At 64.5% G+C, this 18,792-nt stretch carries 20 protein-coding genes; 8 read left to right on the top strand and 12 right to left on the bottom strand.

What is annotated here, in order from left to right:
- Positions 1-84 precede the first annotated feature (84 nt).
- Positions 85-1,218 (bottom strand): ornithine/lysine decarboxylase, encoded by a 1,134-nt coding sequence (gene odc2, locus LB568_RS16245; protein ID WP_013893170.1) that lies wholly within the window; start codon positions 1,216-1,218, stop codon positions 85-87.
- 539 nt (positions 1,219-1,757) lie between these two features.
- Here odc2 and LB568_RS16240 point away from each other — a divergent pair.
- The 4 genes from LB568_RS16240 to LB568_RS16225 all read left to right on the top strand — a co-directional run bounded on the left by LB568_RS16240 (position 1,758) and on the right by LB568_RS16225 (position 5,814).
- The gene (locus LB568_RS16240; protein ID WP_224730615.1) at positions 1,758-2,951 is read left to right on the top strand and encodes an amidase; all 1,194 of its coding nucleotides are present in this window, start codon (positions 1,758-1,760) and stop codon (positions 2,949-2,951) included.
- 2 nt (positions 2,952-2,953) lie between these two features.
- Positions 2,954-3,853 (top strand): LysR family transcriptional regulator, encoded by a 900-nt coding sequence (locus tag LB568_RS16235; protein WP_013893168.1) that lies wholly within the window; start codon positions 2,954-2,956, stop codon positions 3,851-3,853.
- An 87-nt stretch (positions 3,854-3,940) separates the two neighbouring features.
- Positions 3,941-4,609, top strand: a complete 669-nt coding sequence (locus LB568_RS16230; RefSeq protein WP_224730694.1) for a DUF1007 family protein — start codon at positions 3,941-3,943, stop codon at positions 4,607-4,609.
- Complete coding sequence (locus tag LB568_RS16225) at positions 4,606-5,814, top strand: nickel/cobalt transporter (protein ID WP_224730614.1); 1,209 nt, start codon at positions 4,606-4,608, stop codon at positions 5,812-5,814. Before LB568_RS16230 ends, LB568_RS16225 begins: the two co-directional genes overlap by 4 nt.
- Before the next feature lie 31 nt (positions 5,815-5,845).
- Here LB568_RS16225 and denD read toward each other — a convergent pair whose 3' ends face one another.
- The 4 genes from denD to LB568_RS16205 all read right to left on the bottom strand — a co-directional run bounded on the left by denD (position 5,846) and on the right by LB568_RS16205 (position 8,803).
- Complete coding sequence (gene denD / locus LB568_RS16220) at positions 5,846-6,823, bottom strand: D-erythronate dehydrogenase (RefSeq protein ID WP_224730613.1); 978 nt, start codon at positions 6,821-6,823, stop codon at positions 5,846-5,848.
- Between the two features lie 11 nt (positions 6,824-6,834).
- The gene (locus LB568_RS16215; protein ID WP_224730612.1) at positions 6,835-7,047 is read right to left on the bottom strand and encodes a hypothetical protein; all 213 of its coding nucleotides are present in this window, start codon (positions 7,045-7,047) and stop codon (positions 6,835-6,837) included.
- Between the two features lie 86 nt (positions 7,048-7,133).
- Complete coding sequence (locus tag LB568_RS16210) at positions 7,134-8,105, bottom strand: cation diffusion facilitator family transporter (RefSeq protein ID WP_224730611.1); 972 nt, start codon at positions 8,103-8,105, stop codon at positions 7,134-7,136.
- Positions 8,106-8,116: 11 nt separating this feature from the next.
- Complete coding sequence (locus LB568_RS16205) at positions 8,117-8,803, bottom strand: GNAT family N-acetyltransferase (protein ID WP_140570856.1); 687 nt, start codon at positions 8,801-8,803, stop codon at positions 8,117-8,119.
- An 83-nt stretch (positions 8,804-8,886) separates the two neighbouring features.
- Here LB568_RS16205 and LB568_RS16200 point away from each other — a divergent pair, with 83 nt between their 5' ends.
- Together LB568_RS16200 and LB568_RS16195 are read left to right on the top strand one after the other, a co-directional pair.
- Positions 8,887-10,071 carry a pyridoxal phosphate-dependent aminotransferase gene (locus LB568_RS16200; RefSeq protein WP_224730610.1) on the top strand — a complete coding sequence of 395 codons (1,185 nt, stop codon included), beginning with the start codon at positions 8,887-8,889 and terminating at the stop codon, positions 10,069-10,071.
- 133 nt (positions 10,072-10,204) lie between these two features.
- Positions 10,205-10,579 carry a YciI family protein gene (locus LB568_RS16195; protein ID WP_224730609.1) on the top strand — a complete coding sequence of 125 codons (375 nt, stop codon included), beginning with the start codon at positions 10,205-10,207 and terminating at the stop codon, positions 10,577-10,579.
- Between the two features lie 21 nt (positions 10,580-10,600).
- On the opposite strand, the gene LB568_RS16190 is transcribed toward LB568_RS16195, so the two are convergent.
- From LB568_RS16190 to LB568_RS16175, 4 genes are all read right to left on the bottom strand, one after another.
- Positions 10,601-11,353, bottom strand: coding sequence for an SDR family oxidoreductase (locus tag LB568_RS16190; protein WP_023778502.1), 753 nt, complete (start codon positions 11,351-11,353; stop codon positions 10,601-10,603).
- Positions 11,350-11,532 (bottom strand): hypothetical protein, encoded by a 183-nt coding sequence (locus LB568_RS16185; RefSeq protein WP_140570864.1) that lies wholly within the window; start codon positions 11,530-11,532, stop codon positions 11,350-11,352. The genes LB568_RS16190 and LB568_RS16185 overlap by 4 nt, the downstream gene beginning before the upstream one ends.
- A 123-nt stretch (positions 11,533-11,655) precedes the next feature.
- On the bottom strand, positions 11,656-12,396 hold the full coding sequence (locus tag LB568_RS16180; RefSeq protein ID WP_224730608.1) for a tellurite resistance TerB family protein: 741 nt from the start codon (positions 12,394-12,396) through the stop codon (positions 11,656-11,658).
- Positions 12,397-12,512: 116 nt separating this feature from the next.
- Entirely contained in the window at positions 12,513-13,442 is a 930-nt protein-coding gene (locus LB568_RS16175) for a rhodanese-related sulfurtransferase (RefSeq protein WP_224730607.1), read from the bottom strand.
- Positions 13,443-13,644: 202 nt separating this feature from the next.
- On the opposite strand from LB568_RS16175, the gene LB568_RS16170 reads away from it, so the two are divergent.
- The gene (locus LB568_RS16170; RefSeq protein ID WP_013893156.1) at positions 13,645-14,283 is read left to right on the top strand and encodes a 2-dehydro-3-deoxy-phosphogluconate aldolase; all 639 of its coding nucleotides are present in this window, start codon (positions 13,645-13,647) and stop codon (positions 14,281-14,283) included.
- A gap of 7 nt (positions 14,284-14,290) precedes the next feature.
- On the opposite strand, the gene LB568_RS16165 is transcribed toward LB568_RS16170, so the two are convergent.
- Entirely contained in the window at positions 14,291-15,040 is a 750-nt protein-coding gene (locus tag LB568_RS16165) for an SDR family oxidoreductase (RefSeq protein WP_224730606.1), read from the bottom strand.
- A gap of 130 nt (positions 15,041-15,170) precedes the next feature.
- Here LB568_RS16165 and LB568_RS16160 point away from each other — a divergent pair, with 130 nt between their 5' ends.
- On the top strand, positions 15,171-16,064 hold the full coding sequence (locus tag LB568_RS16160; protein WP_224730605.1) for an AraC family transcriptional regulator: 894 nt from the start codon (positions 15,171-15,173) through the stop codon (positions 16,062-16,064).
- A gap of 162 nt (positions 16,065-16,226) precedes the next feature.
- On the opposite strand, the gene LB568_RS16155 is transcribed toward LB568_RS16160, so the two are convergent.
- Both LB568_RS16155 and LB568_RS16150 read right to left on the bottom strand, forming a co-directional pair.
- The gene (locus tag LB568_RS16155; RefSeq protein WP_013893153.1) at positions 16,227-16,403 is read right to left on the bottom strand and encodes a hypothetical protein; all 177 of its coding nucleotides are present in this window, start codon (positions 16,401-16,403) and stop codon (positions 16,227-16,229) included.
- A gap of 196 nt (positions 16,404-16,599) precedes the next feature.
- Complete coding sequence (locus LB568_RS16150; protein WP_224730604.1) at positions 16,600-18,471, bottom strand: DUF882 domain-containing protein; 1,872 nt, start codon at positions 18,469-18,471, stop codon at positions 16,600-16,602.
- Positions 18,472-18,792 lie beyond the last annotated feature (321 nt).

Genomic DNA, 18,792 nt, shown 5'->3' with positions numbered 1-18,792 from the left:
GGATGATCCGATCGGCTCTCTCAGCGCATTTTCAGGCGAAATCGTGTCCGGTTCGCCGTCCGAAAATGCGCCGAGGAAGCGCCGTCAGATCACGTAGGATCGGAGAGGCTCGAAGCCGTTGAACGCGACCGCCGAGTAGGTCGTCGTGTAGGCGCCGGTGCCTTCGATCAGCACCTCGTCGCCGATGGTCAGCGACAAGGGCAGCGGATAGGGTGTCTTCTCGTACATCACGTCGGCCGAATCGCAGGTCGGGCCGGCGAGCACGCAAGGCGCGGTCTCTGTGCCGTCATGACGGGTGACGATCGGGTAGCGGATCGCCTCGTCCATCGTTTCGGCCAGGCCGCCGAACTTGCCGATGTCGAGGAACACCCAGCGCACATTGTCGTTATCGGCCTTCTTCGAGATCAGCACGACTTCCGACTTGATGACGCCGGCGTTGCCCACCATGCCGCGGCCCGGCTCGATGATGGTCTCCGGGATCGCGTTGCCGAAATGCTTGCGCAGCGCCGAGAAGATCGCCTGGCCATAGGCCTGGGCCGCAGGCACGTCGCGCAGGTAGCGCGTCGGGAAGCCGCCGCCCATGTTGACCATCTTCAAGACGATGCCTTCCTCGGCGAGCGTCGCGAAAACCGTCTTGGCGTCGCGCAACGCACGGTCCCAGGCGGTCAGGTCGGTCTGCTGCGAGCCGACATGGAACGAGACGCCATAGGCGTCGAGGCCGAGGCCCTTGGCATGGCGCAGCACGTCGACGGCCATCGCCGGCACGCAGCCGAACTTGCGCGACAGCGGCCATTCGGCGCCCTCGCCGTCGGTCAGCACGCGGCAGAACACGCGCGAGCCTGGAGCGACACGGGCGACCTTCTCGACCTCCTCGACGCAATCGACCGCGAACAGCCGGATGCCGAGCTGGTAGGCGCGTGCAATGTCACGCTCCTTCTTGATGGTGTTGCCGAAGGAGATGCGGTCCGCCGGCGCACCGGCGTCCATCGCCATCTCGACTTCGGCAACGGAAGCGGTGTCGAAGGACGAGCCCATCGCAGCAAGGAGACGCAGGATTTCCGGCGCCGGGTTTGCTTTCACCGCATAGTAGATTCTGGAATCGGGCAGCGCCTTCTCGAAGGCGCGGAAATTGTCGCGAACGACATCGAGGTCGACGACGAGGCAAGGGCCGGTCGGACGTCGGGTGGCGAGGAAGTCGAGGATGCGCTGGGTGGCCATCGGTATCTCCATCACGCCTTTCGGCGCGCACAAGGGTGCGGACGCGGGCTTTCGGCCTCGCGAACACGCGGTGGACAAAGGCGGGACGGAAAATCATGGAACCAGCCGGTGGAGACCCCGGAACCATGAAACGCCGTCTCGCGGGGATGAACCTTAGCCTTGCCCGGCTTCGGTTCGCTTTGTCTGCCTTGGCTTGGATTGGGAGAACCCCGTTCCGCACTGCCGGCAATGATGGTGTGCCTCTTCAGTAACCCCGGTCTTTGGACAACCGGCAGAGAACCAGAAAGGCCCGCACCGTCGTTGCTTCAAGGTGTCCTCGGTCTGGCGGTTGGCCGCTAAACCGACTGGAGGGGTTAGCTCCAGTTACCTTACCGATTTCCCTCACCATTCGAGGATCGGCGGACACCCACAGGCACGTGCGACTTTGGGCAAGCGCGATATAAGAGCGAAGAGTTTCACAATCAATAAAAATCGTATCCAAGGTTGTAAAATTTCTGGCATCGAACAATGTTGGTTCAACCGTATCCGGATATCGAACGATGACAGGCACGCATGGCCCTCTCAATGCCTTTCTCGATCTTCGCCAGATGCCGGTGGCGCATGCCGAGCTTGGCCCGCTGGCCGGCCTGCGGCTGGCCGTAAAGGACATCTACGACGTTGCCGGCTATCGCAGCGGTTGTGGCAATCCCAGGAAATTCGCCGATAGCCCTGCCGCCTCGCGCACGGCGCCAGCCGTACAGATGATTCTCGATGCCGGCGCGCGCTTCGTCGGCAAGACGCAGACCGACGAGCTTGCCTTCGCGCTGTTCGGCCAGAACGCGCATTTTTCGTTTCCGGTGAACCCGGCCGCGCCCGACCGCGTCACCGGCGGCTCGTCGTCGGGATCGGCTGCGGCTGTGGCGGGCAAGCTCGCCGACATCGCCACGGGATCCGACACTGGCGGCTCGATCCGCGCGCCGGCGAGCTTTTGCGGGCTGATCGGGCTGCGCACCACGCATGGCCGCATTTCGCTCGACGGCACCATGAAGCTGGCGCCGAGCTTCGACACTTTCGGCTGGTTCGCCGACGACATCGAGACCTACGAGACCGTCGGCAAGCTGCTGCTCGGCCGCGACCCGCACCATCACCATCTGGACCGCCCGCTGGCGCTCGGCTGGCTGGACGAGATGGTCGCCCGCCCGGCACTTGCCGAATATGCCGAAATGAAGAGGTTGGCGAGCGCGGTTCTCGGCGCGCCGGCGACGCCGACGATGCCCTTCAGTTCGTCGCCGGATGAACTTTACTGGTGCTTTCGCCGCCTCCAGGCCAAGGAAGCCTGGGGCGTTCATGGCGAATGGATCACCAGCGGCGAGCGCGACCTAGGCCCCGGCGTCGAGGAGCGATTCGGCTTCGGCCGCGCCGTCGACGAGCGGACGGCGCAGGCTGAGGAGGTGCGAAGGCTGACCTTTCGCGGCGAACTCGGTGCCCTGCTCGGCAAGGACGGCTTCCTTGTCCTGCCGACGGTGCCGGGCCCGGCGCCCTATGTCGACTCGACGCCGGAGCAATTCCAGGCCTATCGCGAACGGGCGCTGCATCTTCTGTGTCTTGCCGGGCTCTCCGGCTTTCCACAGATCACCTTGCCGATCGGCTCGGTCGCCGGCGCTCCGTTCGGCCTGTCGCTGCTTGGCCCTTCCGGCAGCGACATTGCCCTGATACGGCTCGGCCGAAAACTTCTCGACGCAGCAAAGGCCTGACAATGGACACACTGACCCGCATGCGCGCCTTCATCGACGTCGTCGAGGCCGAAGGCTTTTCGGCGGCGGCGCGCAAGATCGGCCGCTCCAAGGCGCTGCTGTCGAAATATGTGCGCGAGTTGGAGGACGAGCTCGGCGCGTTGCTCCTCAACCGCACCACGCGCCAGTTCTCGATGACCGAGGCCGGCCACACCTATTACCGGCGCGCCTCCGAGATCGTGCGCGAGGTCGACAGCCTCGCCGACGCCGTGCGCGAATCATCCGGCGACGTGCGTGGCCGCATCAAGGTGTCGGCGCCGCGCACCTTCGCCGACGCGCCGATCGGCCAGTCGCTGATCGACTTCGCCAAGCAGCACCCCGACATCGTGCTCGACATCCAGCTCGACGACCGCTTCGTTGACCTGGTCGAGGAAGGCTTCGACCTCGCGGTGCGCATCTCGCGCCTGGAGAATTCGTCACTGATCGCCAGGCGGCTGGCGCCGTTTTCGGTAAAACTCTGCGCCTCGCCGGAGTTGATCGCCAAGCATGGCATGCCGACGCGGCCGCAGGATCTCGGCCACATGCCTTGCATCGTCGACACCAATGGCCGCGGGTTGAACAACTGGCCGTTCAAGGGCGACAACAACGACCAACTGAGCGTCGCGGTGTCGGGCCCGATCGAGGTCAACAGCCCGATGGCGGCGCGCGCAGCCGCCATATCGGGGCTCGGCTTCTGCATCTTGCCGGATTTCATCGCCGCGCCCGATTTGAAGAGCGGCCTGCTGGTGACGGCGCTCGATGACCGCATCCTGTCCGGTGGCGGAATCTTCGCCGTCTACCCGCACCGCCGCTATCTGCCGGCCAAGGTCCGCGTCTTCGTCGACTTCCTGGTGCAGTGGTTCAGGACGCGCGAGATCGCCTAGCCGGTTTAACCGTCTCACGGTCCCAATTTCGCCCCCTTTCTGGTCACTCTCGACATCTCTCCGAGGCCAATGGAATCGCGACCGGTGATGCACCTGAAACGGCACGCAATCATGCTGGCTTCGGCCTTGGCGGCGACCTTTGCCGCGACTGGTCCAGCTTACGTGCACCCGCACGTCTTCGCCGAGGCGCGCCTCGACGTGATCCTCGGCCCGGATCACCAAACCGTGAAGGCGCTGCGCCATCTCTGGCGTTTCGACGACCTGTTTTCGAGTACGGTGATGATGGAGTTCGACAAGAACTCCGATCTGAAGCTTGACGACAAGGAGCTGAAGGAGGTCGCCGACACGGTTCACGCCTCGCTGGCCGAGTTCAACTATTTCCAGCTCGTCACCCAGAACGGCAAGGACGTAACGATGGTGCCGCCGCCGCATCTGATGGCCAATTTCGACAACGACCAGTTGATCATCCTGTTCGAGTCCGAACCCAAGGTCCCGATCAAGTTGACCGGCACGATCGACATCGGCGTCTACGACCCGACCTTCTACACGGCGATCGACTTCACCGAGGATTCCAACATCACGGTCGAGGGCCTGCCGTCCAATTGCACCAGCAAGGTGATCCGTCCGGACCCGGATGAGGCGATCAAGGAAAACCAGAAGACCCTGACGGATGCCTTCTTCAACGACCCGACGGGCACCGACATGAGCAAGATCTTTGCCACCAAGCTCGAACTGACCTGTCAGCCAGAAGGATGAAGCCGGTGACGAAACCGTCCCTGCGTTTGGCACTCGGCCTATTGGCCCTCACCTTTGCGGCGGTGCATTTCGCCAACGCTGCGCATGCCCAGTCCTCGCTCGGCATCGGCGTCAATGACGGCATGGCACCGAGTACCGGTCCGTTCGCCCACATCCTGATGTGGATCAATCTGCGCCAGCAGGAATTCTATCGCGCGCTGGCGACAGCCATGAAGGCGATGCGCCAGGACAACAGCAAGATCTGGATCCTTATCGGCCTGTCCTTCGCCTATGGCATCTTCCATGCCGCCGGCCCTGGCCACGGCAAGGCCGTCATCTCGTCATACATGGTGGCCAATGAAGTGGCGCTGCGGCGCGGCATCCTGCTGTCCTTCGTCTCGGCCCTGCTCCAGGGCCTGACGGCGATCGTGGTCATGCTGGTCGCCTATTTCGTCCTGCGCGGCACCACCATCTCGATGACGGACGCGGCCTGGTTCATGGAGGTCATGAGCTTTGCGCTGGTCACCCTGTTCGGCGCCTGGCTGCTGTGGCGCAAGCTCGGCCCTTCTATCCTGCGCCTGTTTGGCAAAGGTCCCGCCTACAGCCTGTCGGCGGCTCATGCCGGGCATTCTCATGGTGGCCATTCTCATGCGGGTCACTCTCACGCAGGCCATTCGCATGCCGCGCACAGCCATTCAGCGCATGCCCATTCGCACGCGGTCCATGTGCATGACGATCACGGCCATGAGCATGACCATTCGCACGATGATCACGACCACAGCGCGCATGACCACCATCATGACCATGGCGCGCATGCCCATCACGATCACGCTGCGGGTGAGGTCTGCGAAACCTGCGGCCACTCGCACGCACCCGATCCGGCGCTGCTCTCTGGCGACCGCTTCGATTGGCGCACGGCGTGGTCGGCGGTGGCGGCGGTCGGCATCCGCCCCTGCTCCGGTGCGTTGATCGTGCTCAGCTTCGCCCTGCTCAACGGGCTGTGGCTCGGCGGCCTGCTGTCGGTGCTGGCAATGTCGATCGGCACCGCCATCACCGTCTCGGCACTGGCGACGCTGGCGGTGACCGCCAAGAACTGGGCGGTATATTTCGCCGGCGACGGCCGCATGGGCAACCGCATCCATTCGATCGTCGAGATCGGCGGCGCCGCCTTCGTCTTCCTGTTCGGACTTTTGCTGCTGTCGGCGAGCCTGACCGGCAGCGTCTAGGCCTGCTCGAACGGATGGGCTGCACGAACTCCTAGTCGGGAAGCTTGCCGCCTAGCTCATCCTCGATATGGGCGCGAATAATCTCATCAAAGCTCTTTTCGGCGCTGAAGCCGAGCTCCCGTGACCGCTTCGCCTCGAACCGAGTCGGCCAGCCCTTCACGATCGCCCAGATCGTTTCGTCCGGCACCTCGCGGATCAGGCTTGTCACTTTTGGCCCTGCAATGCGCTCCAGCGCCTCGATCTGCTCGCCGACGGTGACGGCGACGCCAGGCATCGTCAGGTTGCGGCGCGGCCCGACGGCGGCGCCGTCGATCCCCGCCGCATGGATCAGGAAGTTGACGGCCGAGCGCGGGCTGGCATGGGTGTGCACGACCGAGCGCGGCACCGGCAGGATCGCCTCCTGGCCGTTCAGCGGCTCGCGGATGATGCCGGAGAAGAAGCCGGAGGCCGCCTTGTTCGGCTTGCCGGGCCGCACGCAGATGGTCGGCAGCCGGATGCCGATGCCGTCGAAGAACCCGCGCCTCGTGTAATCGGCCAGCAGCGCTTCGCTCATCTGCTTCTGGGTCCCGTAGGAGGTCAGCGGCGTCGGATGGAAGTCGTCGGGAATGACATCGGGGAACGGCGCGCCAAACACCGCGATCGACGAGGTGAAGACGACGCGCGGCGCAAAACCGGCCAGCCGGATGGCGTCGAACAGGGCGCGCGTGCCATCGAGATTGACGCGGTAGCCGAGATCGAAATTGGCTTCCGCCTCGCCCGACACGATACCTGCAAGATGGAACACAACGTCGGGTCGCGACGCGACCAGGCCCTCGGCGGCGCCCGCCTCGGCGAGATCGCCGGTGTGGGTGGTGATGCTGACACCGTCGATGCCCGGCGCCTGCGGCGGCACGATGTCGTGCAGATCGAGCGCGGTGATCTTCTCGGCCCGCAGCGTGCCGTCCTTTGCCAGCCGGGCGATGAGCTTGCGGCCGACCATGCCCGCGGCGCCCGTGATCAGAATGCGCATGTCAAAATCCCTTACTTGCCCTGATTTTTGCGCTGGCTGCGTGCGCGCAGCCAGAACACTAGGAAAAACGCCAGCACGAAGAGGGTGCCGAACACACCGGCCAGCACGGTCGAAAAACTGCCGAGTGCCAGCATCATGGTCGGCAGGTAGAAGGCGGCAATGCCGAACAGAAGCATGATCCAGACCGCCGCGATGGCCGCATTGCGCGTGTCGCGGTCCATCATGCCGCACCGGGGCGGCGGTCGTCGGGCTGGGTTTTCAAAGCTGGAGAACTCCTGAGGCAGGTTCGATCGATGGTCATCGACAGGACCTAGTGATAGTGGCCGTGATGCGGGACAGCATCGTGCTCGTGCTCGTGACCATGGTCGTCGCCCTCGTCGGCGCACTTTCCGAATTCCGGCTCCACGGTGGCATGGCTGATGCCGTGCTCGCTGGCAAGCCGCTTCTTGACGGCGCTGACCGCCTGATACGCATCGACGCCGTCGTTGAGGCAGGCATGCAGCGTCGCCATGTTGCTGGCGCCATCGAGCGACCAGATATGCATATGGTGCACCTCCCGCACCCCCCCAACCGTTGCCTCGATATCGCGGGCGATCAGGTCCCGGTCGAGGCTGGGCGGCACGCCTTCGAGCAGCACATGGGCCGCGGCGCGCATCAGCGACCAGGCCGTCGACAGGATGAGCAGCGAGACCAGCACCGACAGGATCGGATCGATCGGCGTCCAGCCGGTCGCCAGGATCACCAGTGCGGCCACGATCGCCGCGGCCGAGCCGAGCAGGTCGCCAAGCACATGCAGGATGGCGCCGCGCATGTTCAGGCTTTCGCGGTCGCCGCCATGCAGCACGAAGAAGGAGCCGAGATTGACCAGCAGGCCGAGGATCGCCACCACCAGCATCGGTCCGCCCAGCACCGGCGCCGGCGTCTGCAGGCGCTCCCACGCCTCGTAGATGATCCACAGCGCGATGACGAAGATGGCGATGCCGTTGGTGTAGGCCACCAGCGTCTTGACCCGGCCGAAGCCATAGGTGAGCTGGCCGGTCGCGGGCCGTCCCGCAAGATGGAAGGCATACCAGGCAAGGCCCAGCGCGATCGCGTCGGCGAGCATGTGCCCGGCGTCGGCCAGCAGCGCCAGCGAGCCGGTGAAGAGGCCGCCGAGTGCCTCCGCCACCATGAACCCCGCCGTCAGGCCGGCCGCGATCAGCACGCGCTTCTTGTCGGTCGAGCCATGCACATGGCCGGCCCCACCGTGATCATGGCCGCTATGGTCGTGGGAATGGGCCAAAATAAGAACTCCTAGGCGCCGAATTCAGCGCGACAATCCTCGAGCCGTCGCTTCTGCTGGCCGTCGCCATCGAAATTGGCCGGGTCGAGCCACGCTTCATAAGCCTTGCGCAACGCCGGCCATTCCTTGTCGATGATCGAATACCATGCGGTGTCGCGGTTTTCACCCTTGACGATGAGATGCTGGCGGAAAATGCCCTCGAATTTGAAGCCGAACCGTTCCGCCGCCCGCTTCGACGGCTCGTTGCGGTTGTTGCACTTCCATTCGTAGCGGCGATAGCCGAGCCCATCGAAGATGTATTTCATGAACAGGAACTGCGCTTCCGTGGCTGCCGGCTTGCGCGAAATGAGCGGTCCCCAATAGATGTTGCCGATCTCGATGACGCCGTAGGCCGGATCGATGCGCATCAGCGTCTGGCGCCCGGCGACCTTGCCGCTGGCCTTGTCGATGACGGCGAAGAACAGCGGATCCTCGCTGGCCTCGACCTTGTCCAGCCATGGCTGGAAGGCGGCACGGGTTTCCGGCGGATAATCGGGCAGCCAGGCAAAGCGGCCGTCGACATCGGACACCGAGGACGCTTCGTAGAGCCCATCACCGTGCCTTGCGGCGCTCAGCGGTTCAAGCCGGACGTATCGACCGTCGATGGGCTTGCGCTCGGGTCGCGGACGCGGTTGCCAGTCTTTGAGATTTTCCGACACCAAAAACTCCAATCCGTTTGACTTTTGCGGGCCAAGGCTCACAAAAACGCGACCCAACAGTAAGAACCACACGGACGGGAAAAATGCTCCACACGATTTCGGCCTTCGACCGTCTCGGCGAGGAAAATGCGTTCGCGGTGCTCGCGCGCGCGACGGCACTGGCTCAACAGGGCCGCGACATCGTCAATCTCGGCATCGGCCAGCCCGACTTCAAGACGCCGCAGCACATCGTCGAGGCCGCCATCAAGGCGCTGCGCGACGGCCACCACGGCTACACGCCGGCCAACGGGCTTCTGACGACGCGCGAGGCTGTGGTGCGCCGCACGCTGACCACCACCGGTGTCGAAGTGTCGCCAGAGACGGTGATGGTCCTGCCCGGCGGCAAGCCGACCATGTTCGCCGCCATCCTGATGTTCGGCGAGCCCGGCGCCGAGATCCTCTACCCCGATCCCGGCTTTCCCATCTACCGCTCGATGATCGAGTTCACCGGTGCAGCACCCATTCCCGTGCCGATGCGCGAGGAGAACGGCTTTGCCTTCTCTGCCGAGGAAACGCTGGCGCTGATCACCTCCAGGACCAGGCTCTTGATCCTCAACTCGCCGGCCAACCCGACCGGCGGTGTCACGCCGCGTGCCGAGATCGAGAAGCTGGTCAAGGGCCTGGAGAAGCACCCAGACGTCGCCATCCTTTCCGACGAGATCTACGACGTCATGACTTATGACGGCGAGACACATTGCTCGCTGCTCGGCTTCCCCGAGATCCGCGACCGGCTGATCGTGCTCAATGGCTGGTCCAAGACCTGGGCGATGACCGGCTGGCGCATGGGCTGGTCGATCTGGCCGAATGGCGATAAGGGCGCTCACCTCTACGACAAGGTGCGCAAGCTGGCGGTCAATTGCTGGTCGTGCGTCAATGCGCCGAGCCAGTTCGCCGGCATCGCCGCCATCGACGGTCCGCAGGACGACGTCGACAAGATGATGCGCGCCTTCGACCGCCGCAGGAAGATCGTGGTCGAGGGCCTGAACGCCTTGCCCAACATTTCCTGTATTACCCCCAAGGGCGCCTTCTACGCCTTCCCCAATGTCTCGAAGACAGGCTGGAAGGCAAAGAAGCTGGCTTCCGCCCTGCTCGACGACGCCGGCGTGGCGCTGATCGGCGGCCCCGATTTCGGCATTCTCGGGGAAGGCTATGTCAGGCTCTCCTACGCCAACTCCGAGGAAAACATCTTGCGGGCGCTGGAGCGGATCGGAGCCTTCCTGGCGAAGTGAGCTTCAAAGCGGCCTGCTGCCCTCTCCCGGACGGTGTCATGAGCCGTCCGGAGGCGCGCGGCCAAGACTGGGCGTGCATGTCGAGAACGGCTACGGTCCTCGGAGATCAGGATCGAAGTGGGGTGACATCCGAATGTTCTATGCAATCCTTGCCTATCATGTGGAAGACGCCATCAAGGCGCTGACGCCGCAGGAAGATGCGGCGCTGATGGCTGACTTGCTCAAGATCAACACCCGGCTTCATGAGGAAGGCACGCTTGGACCGTCAGCGCGTCTGGGGTCGACACAGGATGCCTGCACCTTGCGCGGCCCGGGCGACGGCGTGATCATCGACGGCCCTTTCGCCGAGACCAAGGAACAGCTGCTCGGTCTCTATGTCATCGACTGCGCCACCAGAGATGCAGCAATCGCGATCGCCCGCGACCTTCGCCGCGTCAATCCGACCGCCGTTTACGAGATCAGGCCCATTCTGCTGTTCAAGCCCGGCGTGCCGCTGGCGGGCGAATGAGGCGGCGGCGATAGCCTGTGCTCATCCACGCCCCACGAATGGCATCTTGGTCGCCATCACCGTCATGAACAGCACATTGGCCTCGAGCGGCAGGCTGGCCATGTGGACGACCGCGTCGGCAACATGCTGGACATCCATCACGGCCTCGGCGGCGATGGAGCCGTTGGCCTGCGGCACGCCGACGGTCATCGGCTGCGCCATGTCGGTCAGCGCATTGCCGATGTCGATCTGGCCGCAGGCGATGTCATAGGGGCGGCCGTCGAGCGCCAGCGTCTTGGTCAGTCCGGTGATGGCGTGCTTGGTCGCCGTGTAGGGCACCGAGCCCGGGCGCGGCGCATAGGCCGACACCGAACCGTTGTTGATGATGCGGCCACCCATCGGCCGCTGCTTGCGCATGGCGCCAAAGGCGGCACGCGCACACAGGAACGAACCGGTGAGGTTGACGCCGACGATATCATTCCACACCTCGACCGGGATCTCGTCGATCGGCGTCGACTTGTAGCCCATGCCGGCATTGTTGAAGAGCAGGTCGACGCGGCCAAAGGCCTCCGCCACGGTCTCGAAAAGATCATCGACCTCGCCGGCCTTGCTGATGTCGCAGGCAACCGCCAGCGCCTTGGCATCCGAGGGTCCGGCTTCGGCGACCGCGGCGTCCAGCACCGCCTTGCGGCGGCCGCAGAACACCGTGTTCCAGCCGGCCTTGAGCAATGCCGTGGCGACGCTCTTGCCGATGCCGGTGCCGGCGCCGGTGACGATGGCGGTTTTCTCGGTCATGGCAGTTGTCCTCCGGCAGCGCCGCGCGTGCCCGCTTGATTTTCAGGATCTGGCTTCAGAACAGAAGGCATCGCAAATGACGGCAGCGATGGCAAGCGGAGCGGCCAGATCACGTTCCCGAAAAGTGGAATCCGGTGTGCGGAAGCGGCCTCGTCCGGGCCGACAAAAAGGGCGGTCATTGGCGACCGCCCTGATCTGAACCGGACTTGGGAGGAGGAAAGCCGATCCGACTGTGTAGAATCATGCGCTTCCTGAGTTAACGCGGAGTTAACGACGGAAAGACCGGCTGTCCCGATCTGAACCTACCAGCGCGGATTGGGCGAGGTGCCCGCCTTGGCGGCCGGCACCTTGGCCGCCGAAACCGTCACCTCGACATGGTCGACCAGTGCATCCGGCAGGCCAAGCCGGCCGGCGAGCAGGTCGAGATAGCCGCGCTCGGCGCGCGTGTCCGGGTCTATGGTCAGGCGCGACGCCGTGTAGAGCTCGAGCTTCTGCGCGTCGGTCTTGGCACCCGCCACCAAAGTGTCGAGATCGAGCGGGCTTTCCAGCTCCGCCATCAGGAATTTCTCGGCGTCGGAGCCGATCCCCGAAAGGCTGAGCTTGCCGGCGATCTTCTTGCGTTCCTCCTCGTCGACATGGCCGTCGGCCTTGGCCGCCGAGATCATCGCGCGAACCAGCGTCAGCGTGAACTCATCCTCGCCCTGTGGCGCCTGCGACGGGTGGAAGGCGGTGTCCTTGGGCGGCGGCAGCAATTCCGGTTCACCGGCGGCGGGCGCCTGCTCCGGTGCGTTGCCGGCCTTGTAGTTCTGGTAGGCCTTGTAGGCGAGGCCGCCGATGGCAGCCAATCCACCGAGCTTCACCGCGGTGCCTGTCACCTGGCGCCCGGCGCCGGTTCCAAGCAGCACCGCCGCCAGCGCGCCGGCTGCCAGCGGATTGTCCTTGGCCATCTGCACGGCCTGGCCCGCCTTGTCGCGGACGGTGCCGCTGGTGCCGGGAATTTGCGAGCCGAGCAGATCGTCGAGAAGCTTCTTGGGATCGAACATCAATGCCTCCAGGATTTGCCCGGCTGAACGGGCAGGTTTCGAACGTCGAAGACGTAGGTCCCGAAGCCTGGCATTGCAATGACAGGTAGCCGCTTGGCAGCGGCCAGATGCCGGGATCAGGAGCCGATATGCGGGCCCTTGCCCCGCGCTTGTGCGAGTTCGACCTGGCGCTGGCGCTCGGCGTAGCGCTTGCGGTCTTCCTCCGAGCGGGCATCGAAGCAATGCGGGCAAGAGATACCGGCGGCAAATTTCGGCGACGACCGCTCGCTTTCCGTCAGCGGATGGCGGCAGGCGCGGCAGAGTTCGGCGTCCCCCTCGGCCAGGCCATGCGACACCGAAACGCGCTCGTCGAAGACGAAGCACTCGCCCTGCCACAGACTTTGTTCGGCCGGAACCTCCTCGAGATATCTGAGGATGCCGCCCTTGAGGTGGAACACATCCTCGAAGCCGAGCGACCTGACATAGGCGGTCGCTTTCTCGCAGCGGATGCCGCCGGTGCAGAACATCGCCACCTTGCGGCCTTCGAGTTCCGCCCGGTGCGCTTCCACCCAGGCCGGAAACTCGCGAAAGCTCGCGGTCGCCGGGTCGATCGCCCCCTTGAACGTGCCGATCGACACCTCATAGGCGTTGCGCGTGTCGATGACGATCGTTTCGGGTTGCGAAATCAGGGCGTTCCAATCGGCCGGCGCGACATAGGTGCCCGCACTTGTCGCCGGGTCGATGTCCCCGACGCCCATGGTGACGATCTCGCGCTTCAGCCGCACCTTCATGCGGTGGAACGGCATTTCCGCAGCTTCGCTGTATTTGACCTCCAGGCCCGCTAAGCCCTCGACGGCCTCGATATGGTCGATGAGTTCGGCGATCGCTGCTTCGCTGCCCGCGACGGTACCGTTGATACCTTCATGCGCCAGGAGCAGTGTGCCCTTGATGCCGCGTCCGCAACAGAAGGCGGCAAGCGGCGCACGCAATGCCTCGAAGGCGTCGAGCCGGGCAAACCGGTAGAGCGCGGCGACGCGGACGGGTTGGGATGGCGCGGACGGTGTCATTGCCAGAGCAACTAGACGCTCGTAAAAGGCGATTCAAGGCAAAACGGGCTCGGCGGCCTGTTTCGGTTGCCTGTCATGGCCTTGTCGGGAAAGAGACCGTAAGCTGTCCGATGGCGCGTGACATCGCGACGCGACCCGGTTCGTGGACAGGCAAACACCCGTCTGCTAATCGGTTGAAATAGCCCTTTACATGGAGAGACAGATGCCCAGCAAGACCGAGAAACTCCTGTCGCTTCTGAACGGCCAGCCGGTCATTCCGGTGCTGAAGATCACCGATGTCGCCAGCGCGGTGCCGCTCGCCCGTGCGCTGGCGCGTGGCGGCCTGCCGGCGATCGAGATCACGCTCAGAACCGCCGATGCGCTCGAAGCGATCCGGCGAGTCGCCGCCGAGGTCGAGGAAGCCATTGTCGGCGCCGGCACCATTCTGGACAGCAGGCAGTTCGACGAGGCAGCTAGCGCCGGTTCGCGCTTCATCGTCAGCCCCGGCATCACCCGCGAGCTTCTGGCGGCGGCCGCCGACAGCGACGTTCCGCTGCTGCCCGGCGCCATCACGCCCGGCGAGATCATGGCCGCGCGCGAGGCCGGGCTGCGCTTCCTGAAGTTCTTCCCTGCCGAGCAGTCGGGCGGCATCGCCTCCTTGAAGGCCTTCGCCTCGCCACTGGCCGATGTCAAATTCTGCCCGACTGGCGGCATCACCGGCAAGAACGCGGCCGACTACCTCAGCCTGCCGAACGTGATCTGCGTCGGCGGTTCCTGGGTCGCGCCCGACGAGATGGTCAAGGCCGGCAAGTGGGACGAGATCGAAGCCCTCGCAAGCGCCGCCAGCCAGCTTCGGAAATAGCCATCGCTCACCAGGGCAACGGACCATTCTCATCGAAATAGCCGCCGGTGGGGCTGCCGGCCTTCAGCGTCGCCAGCTGCACGATGATCCCGGCAGCCTGCTGCACCGTACGGCCGCCCTTGTGCGCATTGAGGTCCGTCGCGGTGTAGCCGGGAGCGGCGGCGTTGACCATGATGCCGCCCGGCGAGAGCTCCCGGGCGAAGGCCACGGTGATGGCATTGAGCGCTGTTTTCGAGCTGCCATAGCCCATGACATTGGGCGACTGGCTGTTGGCTGCGGCGCGCGCGATCGAGCCGAGATAGCTGCTGACCATGACGATGCGGGCGGCGGGCGATGCCAGGAGGAGCGGCAGGAATGCCTGGGTGACGCGAACCGGGCCGAAGACGTTGACGTCATAGGTGGCCTTCATGTCGGCGACACTCTCGCGGCTCGGCGGCCGTTCGTAGCGGCCGTCCGGCCCGAGCGCGTCGACATAGCCCGGGGCAATACCGGCATTGTTGACCAGCGCGTCAAGGCTGGATATCCGCGCCGTCAAGGTTTTGGCCGCGGCCGTTACGCTGTCGTCGCTGGCGACGTCGAGTTCGAGCCATTCAACGTCGAGCCCTTTGTTGCGCAACATCTTTGCTGCGGCCTCGCCGCGCTCGGCGTCGCGGGCGCCGAGCCAGACCTTGAACCCCATGGCCGCCAGCCGGCGAGCGGTCTCGAGGCCGATGCCCTTGTTGGCGCCGGTGACCAGCGCATTCACGTTCGTCGTCATGTCCGTGTCTCCTTCTTGGTGACCTAGAAATGACCTGCGTTGGCCGGTTTCGCGCGCCGGATACTCGCGTCTTCTTGCCTAATCCTCTCAACTGGTTGCGCGGCCAGCATGGATCGGCAATGCTGAAGACATGGAAGAAGCCCTGCAGGAATTAATCGTGATCGCCGGCCGCCATGCGCATGGGAGGCGCACAAAGACAGCCATCCCGCGTGTTTCCATCGGCCGCAGCGAGATTGCGACCCCGCCGCTGCCCGAGCTTTGCCAACCGACGGCGCTGTTCGTGCTGCAGGGAACGAAAACGGTGCTGATCGGCGACCGCACGCTTCGCTACGGCGCCGGCAGCTATTTCGTCTATGCGGTGGAGACGCCCGCCACCGGCCAGCTCATCGAGGCGAGCAGCGCCCGTCCCTATGTGGCCATCGCCTTCGCCCTCGATATCGAGCTGATCGCCGCCCTGATCATCGACCACAAGCCGGCGCTCGACGGCGACAGCTTCGTGACCAACCGGGCCGATGACGAACTGCTCGATGCATGGCGCCGCATGCTGCGGCTGCTCGACCGGCCTGCCGAGATTCCCGTGCTCGCGCCCATGCTCGAACGTGAGATCGCATTCCGCCTGTTGCAGGGTCCGCAAGGCGCGAAGCTTCGCCAGCTCGCGCGCGCTGACGGCCGCTTGTCACAGATCCGCCGCGCCACCGCCTGGATACGATCGCACTACAACGAGCCTATCGACGTGACGGAATTGGCCGAACTCGCGCATATGAGCAACGCCTCGTTTCACCGCCACTTCAAGGCGGCAACCGCCATGAGCCCGATCCAGTATCAGAAGCAGGTCCGTCTGCTGGAGGCGCGTCATCTGCTGATCGCCGAGTCGGGCAACGCCACGCGCGTCGCCTTTGCCGTCGGCTATGAAAGCGCATCCCAGTTCAGCCGGGAATATGCGCGCCATTTCGGACTGCCGCCGGCGCGTGACGCCGCGCGGCTTCTGGCCGAGGGCGAAGCTGCTACGCTGGAAATCGATTGATGCCGCCGCCCAGAAGTGACCACGGTTTGGGGGGACGAAAGCTCGCGGTGACTTCCCGACAGGTCGGCTCCGACCATTGTAAGAGCCTCGTCAGCCGGCATATGAAAAGCCCGGTCGACTTTCGCCGATCGGGCCAATTCACCGGATCCTACCGGTCCTGGATCAATTGCAGACCCTGACCTTGTCGACCACCCTATGGTGGTGAACCCAATGCGTGACCACCTTGGTCCTGCAGTGATGCTTGCCGTTCTTGATGATCACGGTTTCGGCTTGCGAAGGAGCAATCGCAGCGGATGCTGCCGCCAGTGCCAGAACTGATGCCAGTAGAATCTTCTTCATGAATATCCCCAGGTTGGAACGCGCCGATAGTAATCTGGAAATGGGTCCATCGTTCCGATCTCACGAGAAGTTCAGTCTCGCGTGATCTGGCTCCCGACGGTGATGACCGGCGAGCCTTTTAGGCATCGAATGGGTAATATTGAACAGCAAGAAGCCGCGCAGGCTGCCCGGCGCGGCTTTGCGATTGGCTGGTCGGCTACTTCGTCTGGAAGCGGGCGACCGACATGAACTTGACGGCGTTGCCGGTGAAGCGATTGGGGTCGGCCACCGGGTCGCCCGATTGGAAGCCGGCCGTATAGACTTCGCTCGGCGGCGTATGCACGATATTGTAGGCGTAGCCCGGTGCCGTCGTCGCGCTCGAAACGGCGGCGACGGTCTCGCCGCTGGTCAGCGCCCAGCGGGCGGCCTGAGGCGCGGCTGCAACCACAACGGCCCTGGGGCCGGGCTTCTGGTCGCGGGCGGTGGCCCTGGCTTCCTTGCGGGTCGTCTTCACGCCGGCGCCGATCGCGGCTGCCGGATCCGAACCGGCCGGACGGGCGGCAACGGCCTGGCGAGGCGATGCCGCATCGACGGCGGACGGATCGTTGAAGGCCGAGCGCGGTTCCTGGGACAGCGAGGCAAGCTGGTATTCGTCACCGCCGCCGACCTGTGCATTGGCGACCGGGGCATTAGCGGCCGGGGCGTTGACAACCTGGGCATTGGCGATCTGGGCATCGGCTTCGTCGAGCACGGCCTTGACCGCATCCGGCTTGGCCGGTGCCGGCCGGGCAGTCGGCAGCACCGAGAACGCATCCGTGGCGGACTTGTCCTGATCAGCCGTCTCGGCCAGCGCCATCAGCACATCGTTGCTGGGTGGCGGTGCAAGATCAGCCGGCAACGAGTGTTCGGGACGCCAGGTCGGCAATGGGATGTTGTTGACGGCAACCTGCGCCGGATCGGCCGCGGCGGCAGCCGCCATCGCCGCGGGGTCGGCCTTGCCGAAAGGCATGTTCGCCGGCGCCTGCGCGGTCGCCACGCCCTGTTCGGTGGTGGCCGTCGCATCCGCCGTGGCGAACGGAACATTCTCAGGCTGCTGCACGCCGACATCAGCCTTCGGCCGCGGTGCGAAGTCCGGCAGCGGAATCTCCTTGGCAGGCAGCGCCGCGATGATCGTCTCCGGCGTGTCCGTCTGCGGCTCCGGAGCCTGCTCGTCGGCGACCTGCGGAATTTCGGCGCGCTGCGCATTCTCGGGCGCGACGATAGCGATACCCGGTAGGTTGCTACTCTTGGCAGTGGCCAGCGGCTTCACGTTTCTCGGCTTGGGCGCGGGTGCGGCCGAAGCGGTTTCGACATCGGCGCTGTCGTCGGCTTCATCGTCGCCGCCGCCAAAGAACGCCGAGAGGAACCCGCCGGACTTCTTGCTGCTGCCGCCGGCGCTGGCCAGTTCGATGTTGGGTGTGCCGGAGCCCCTGCGCGCCTTGTAGGAAGCGAGCGCCTGTTCATAGCCTGGCAGCGGCCGGCCGTCGCTCGGCACATGCAGCGTCTTGCCATTGGGGAACAGGCCGACCAGTTCCTGGCGGCTGATGCCGGGCCAATGGCGTACATTGCCGACGTCCATGTGGACGAACGGCGAACCGGAGGACGGGTAGTAGCCGACGCCACCGCCCTGCATCTTGAGGCCGATGTTGCGCAGCTTCTTCAGTGGCACGCCGGGAATGTAGAAGTCCATGGCCTTGCCAAGCATGTGCTGGCTCTTCTCGGCGACGCCCCGGCTGCGGCTGCGCAGCATCGAGTTGGTCGCCGGCGAGCGGTAGCCGCAGACCACCTGGATGTAGTCGGTGGCGCCGCTTTCCCGATACGCCTCCCAGACCAGGTCCAGCAGGCGCGGATCCATCTTGGTCGGCTCGTTGCGCCGCCAGTCGCGCAGGATGATGTTGATCTTCCTCAGACCCTCGGGAATGTAGCGGCCATTGCGCTTGTAGACGATCTCGGCCTTCTCGTGGGTGTGGAGGTGATAGAGCTTCAGCGAACGAACTTCGGCCTGGGCGCCCGTGGCGGCCGCGGCAACAAAACCAAATGCGACAATCATCGCTGCCAGCCATCTCGGCCAGACGCGCAAATGATGATGACGCCCGTTTGTGAGTCGTTCGATTCTGTTCAAATCAAAAGGCCTTGCAGGCTGCCGTTTGTCCCCGGATTTGCCCAAACGGATGTGTCGTTTTCACATCCGAATATCGATCCTAATGGTTAATCATCGCTTATTGAAGCCGAAATGCGGTAACACCATGGCGATATCCCGTCAAAAATTGTTCGCAGGGTTTCTTGGTAAACCGCTGGTTTAGATCACGTTTCCACCCTTGGCTGAAACACGATCTGTTACCATTAGCCTTAATGCGTGATCGCCACCTGT

Source organism: Mesorhizobium sp. B263B2A (assembly GCF_020165775.1).
GTDB classification, from domain to species: Bacteria; Pseudomonadota; Alphaproteobacteria; order Rhizobiales; family Rhizobiaceae; genus Mesorhizobium; species Mesorhizobium opportunistum.
Note: the sequence above shows the minus strand (reverse complement) of the source record. Positions and strands in the feature narration are given on the sequence as shown.

Coding starts and splice junctions, on each gene's coding strand:
- odc2 (WP_013893170.1), bottom strand. CDS start 1,218: ATGGCCACCCAGCGCATCCTCGACTTCCTCGCCACCCGACGTCCGACC.
- LB568_RS16240 (WP_224730615.1), top strand. CDS start 1,758: ATGACAGGCACGCATGGCCCTCTCAATGCCTTTCTCGATCTTCGCCAG.
- LB568_RS16235 (WP_013893168.1), top strand. CDS start 2,954: ATGGACACACTGACCCGCATGCGCGCCTTCATCGACGTCGTCGAGGCC.
- LB568_RS16230 (WP_224730694.1), top strand. CDS start 3,941: ATGCACCTGAAACGGCACGCAATCATGCTGGCTTCGGCCTTGGCGGCG.
- LB568_RS16225 (WP_224730614.1), top strand. CDS start 4,606: ATGAAGCCGGTGACGAAACCGTCCCTGCGTTTGGCACTCGGCCTATTG.
- denD (WP_224730613.1), bottom strand. CDS start 6,823: ATGCGCATTCTGATCACGGGCGCCGCGGGCATGGTCGGCCGCAAGCTC.
- LB568_RS16215 (WP_224730612.1), bottom strand. CDS start 7,047: ATGATGGACCGCGACACGCGCAATGCGGCCATCGCGGCGGTCTGGATC.
- LB568_RS16200 (WP_224730610.1), top strand. CDS start 8,887: ATGCTCCACACGATTTCGGCCTTCGACCGTCTCGGCGAGGAAAATGCG.
- LB568_RS16195 (WP_224730609.1), top strand. CDS start 10,205: ATGTTCTATGCAATCCTTGCCTATCATGTGGAAGACGCCATCAAGGCG.
- LB568_RS16190 (WP_023778502.1), bottom strand. CDS start 11,353: ATGACCGAGAAAACCGCCATCGTCACCGGCGCCGGCACCGGCATCGGC.
- LB568_RS16185 (WP_140570864.1), bottom strand. CDS start 11,532: ATGACCGCCCTTTTTGTCGGCCCGGACGAGGCCGCTTCCGCACACCGG.
- LB568_RS16180 (WP_224730608.1), bottom strand. CDS start 12,396: ATGTTCGATCCCAAGAAGCTTCTCGACGATCTGCTCGGCTCGCAAATT.
- LB568_RS16175 (WP_224730607.1), bottom strand. CDS start 13,442: ATGACACCGTCCGCGCCATCCCAACCCGTCCGCGTCGCCGCGCTCTAC.
- LB568_RS16170 (WP_013893156.1), top strand. CDS start 13,645: ATGCCCAGCAAGACCGAGAAACTCCTGTCGCTTCTGAACGGCCAGCCG.
- LB568_RS16165 (WP_224730606.1), bottom strand. CDS start 15,040: ATGACGACGAACGTGAATGCGCTGGTCACCGGCGCCAACAAGGGCATC.
- LB568_RS16160 (WP_224730605.1), top strand. CDS start 15,171: ATGGAAGAAGCCCTGCAGGAATTAATCGTGATCGCCGGCCGCCATGCG.
- LB568_RS16155 (WP_013893153.1), bottom strand. CDS start 16,403: ATGAAGAAGATTCTACTGGCATCAGTTCTGGCACTGGCGGCAGCATCC.
- LB568_RS16150 (WP_224730604.1), bottom strand. CDS start 18,471: ATGATTGTCGCATTTGGTTTTGTTGCCGCGGCCGCCACGGGCGCCCAG.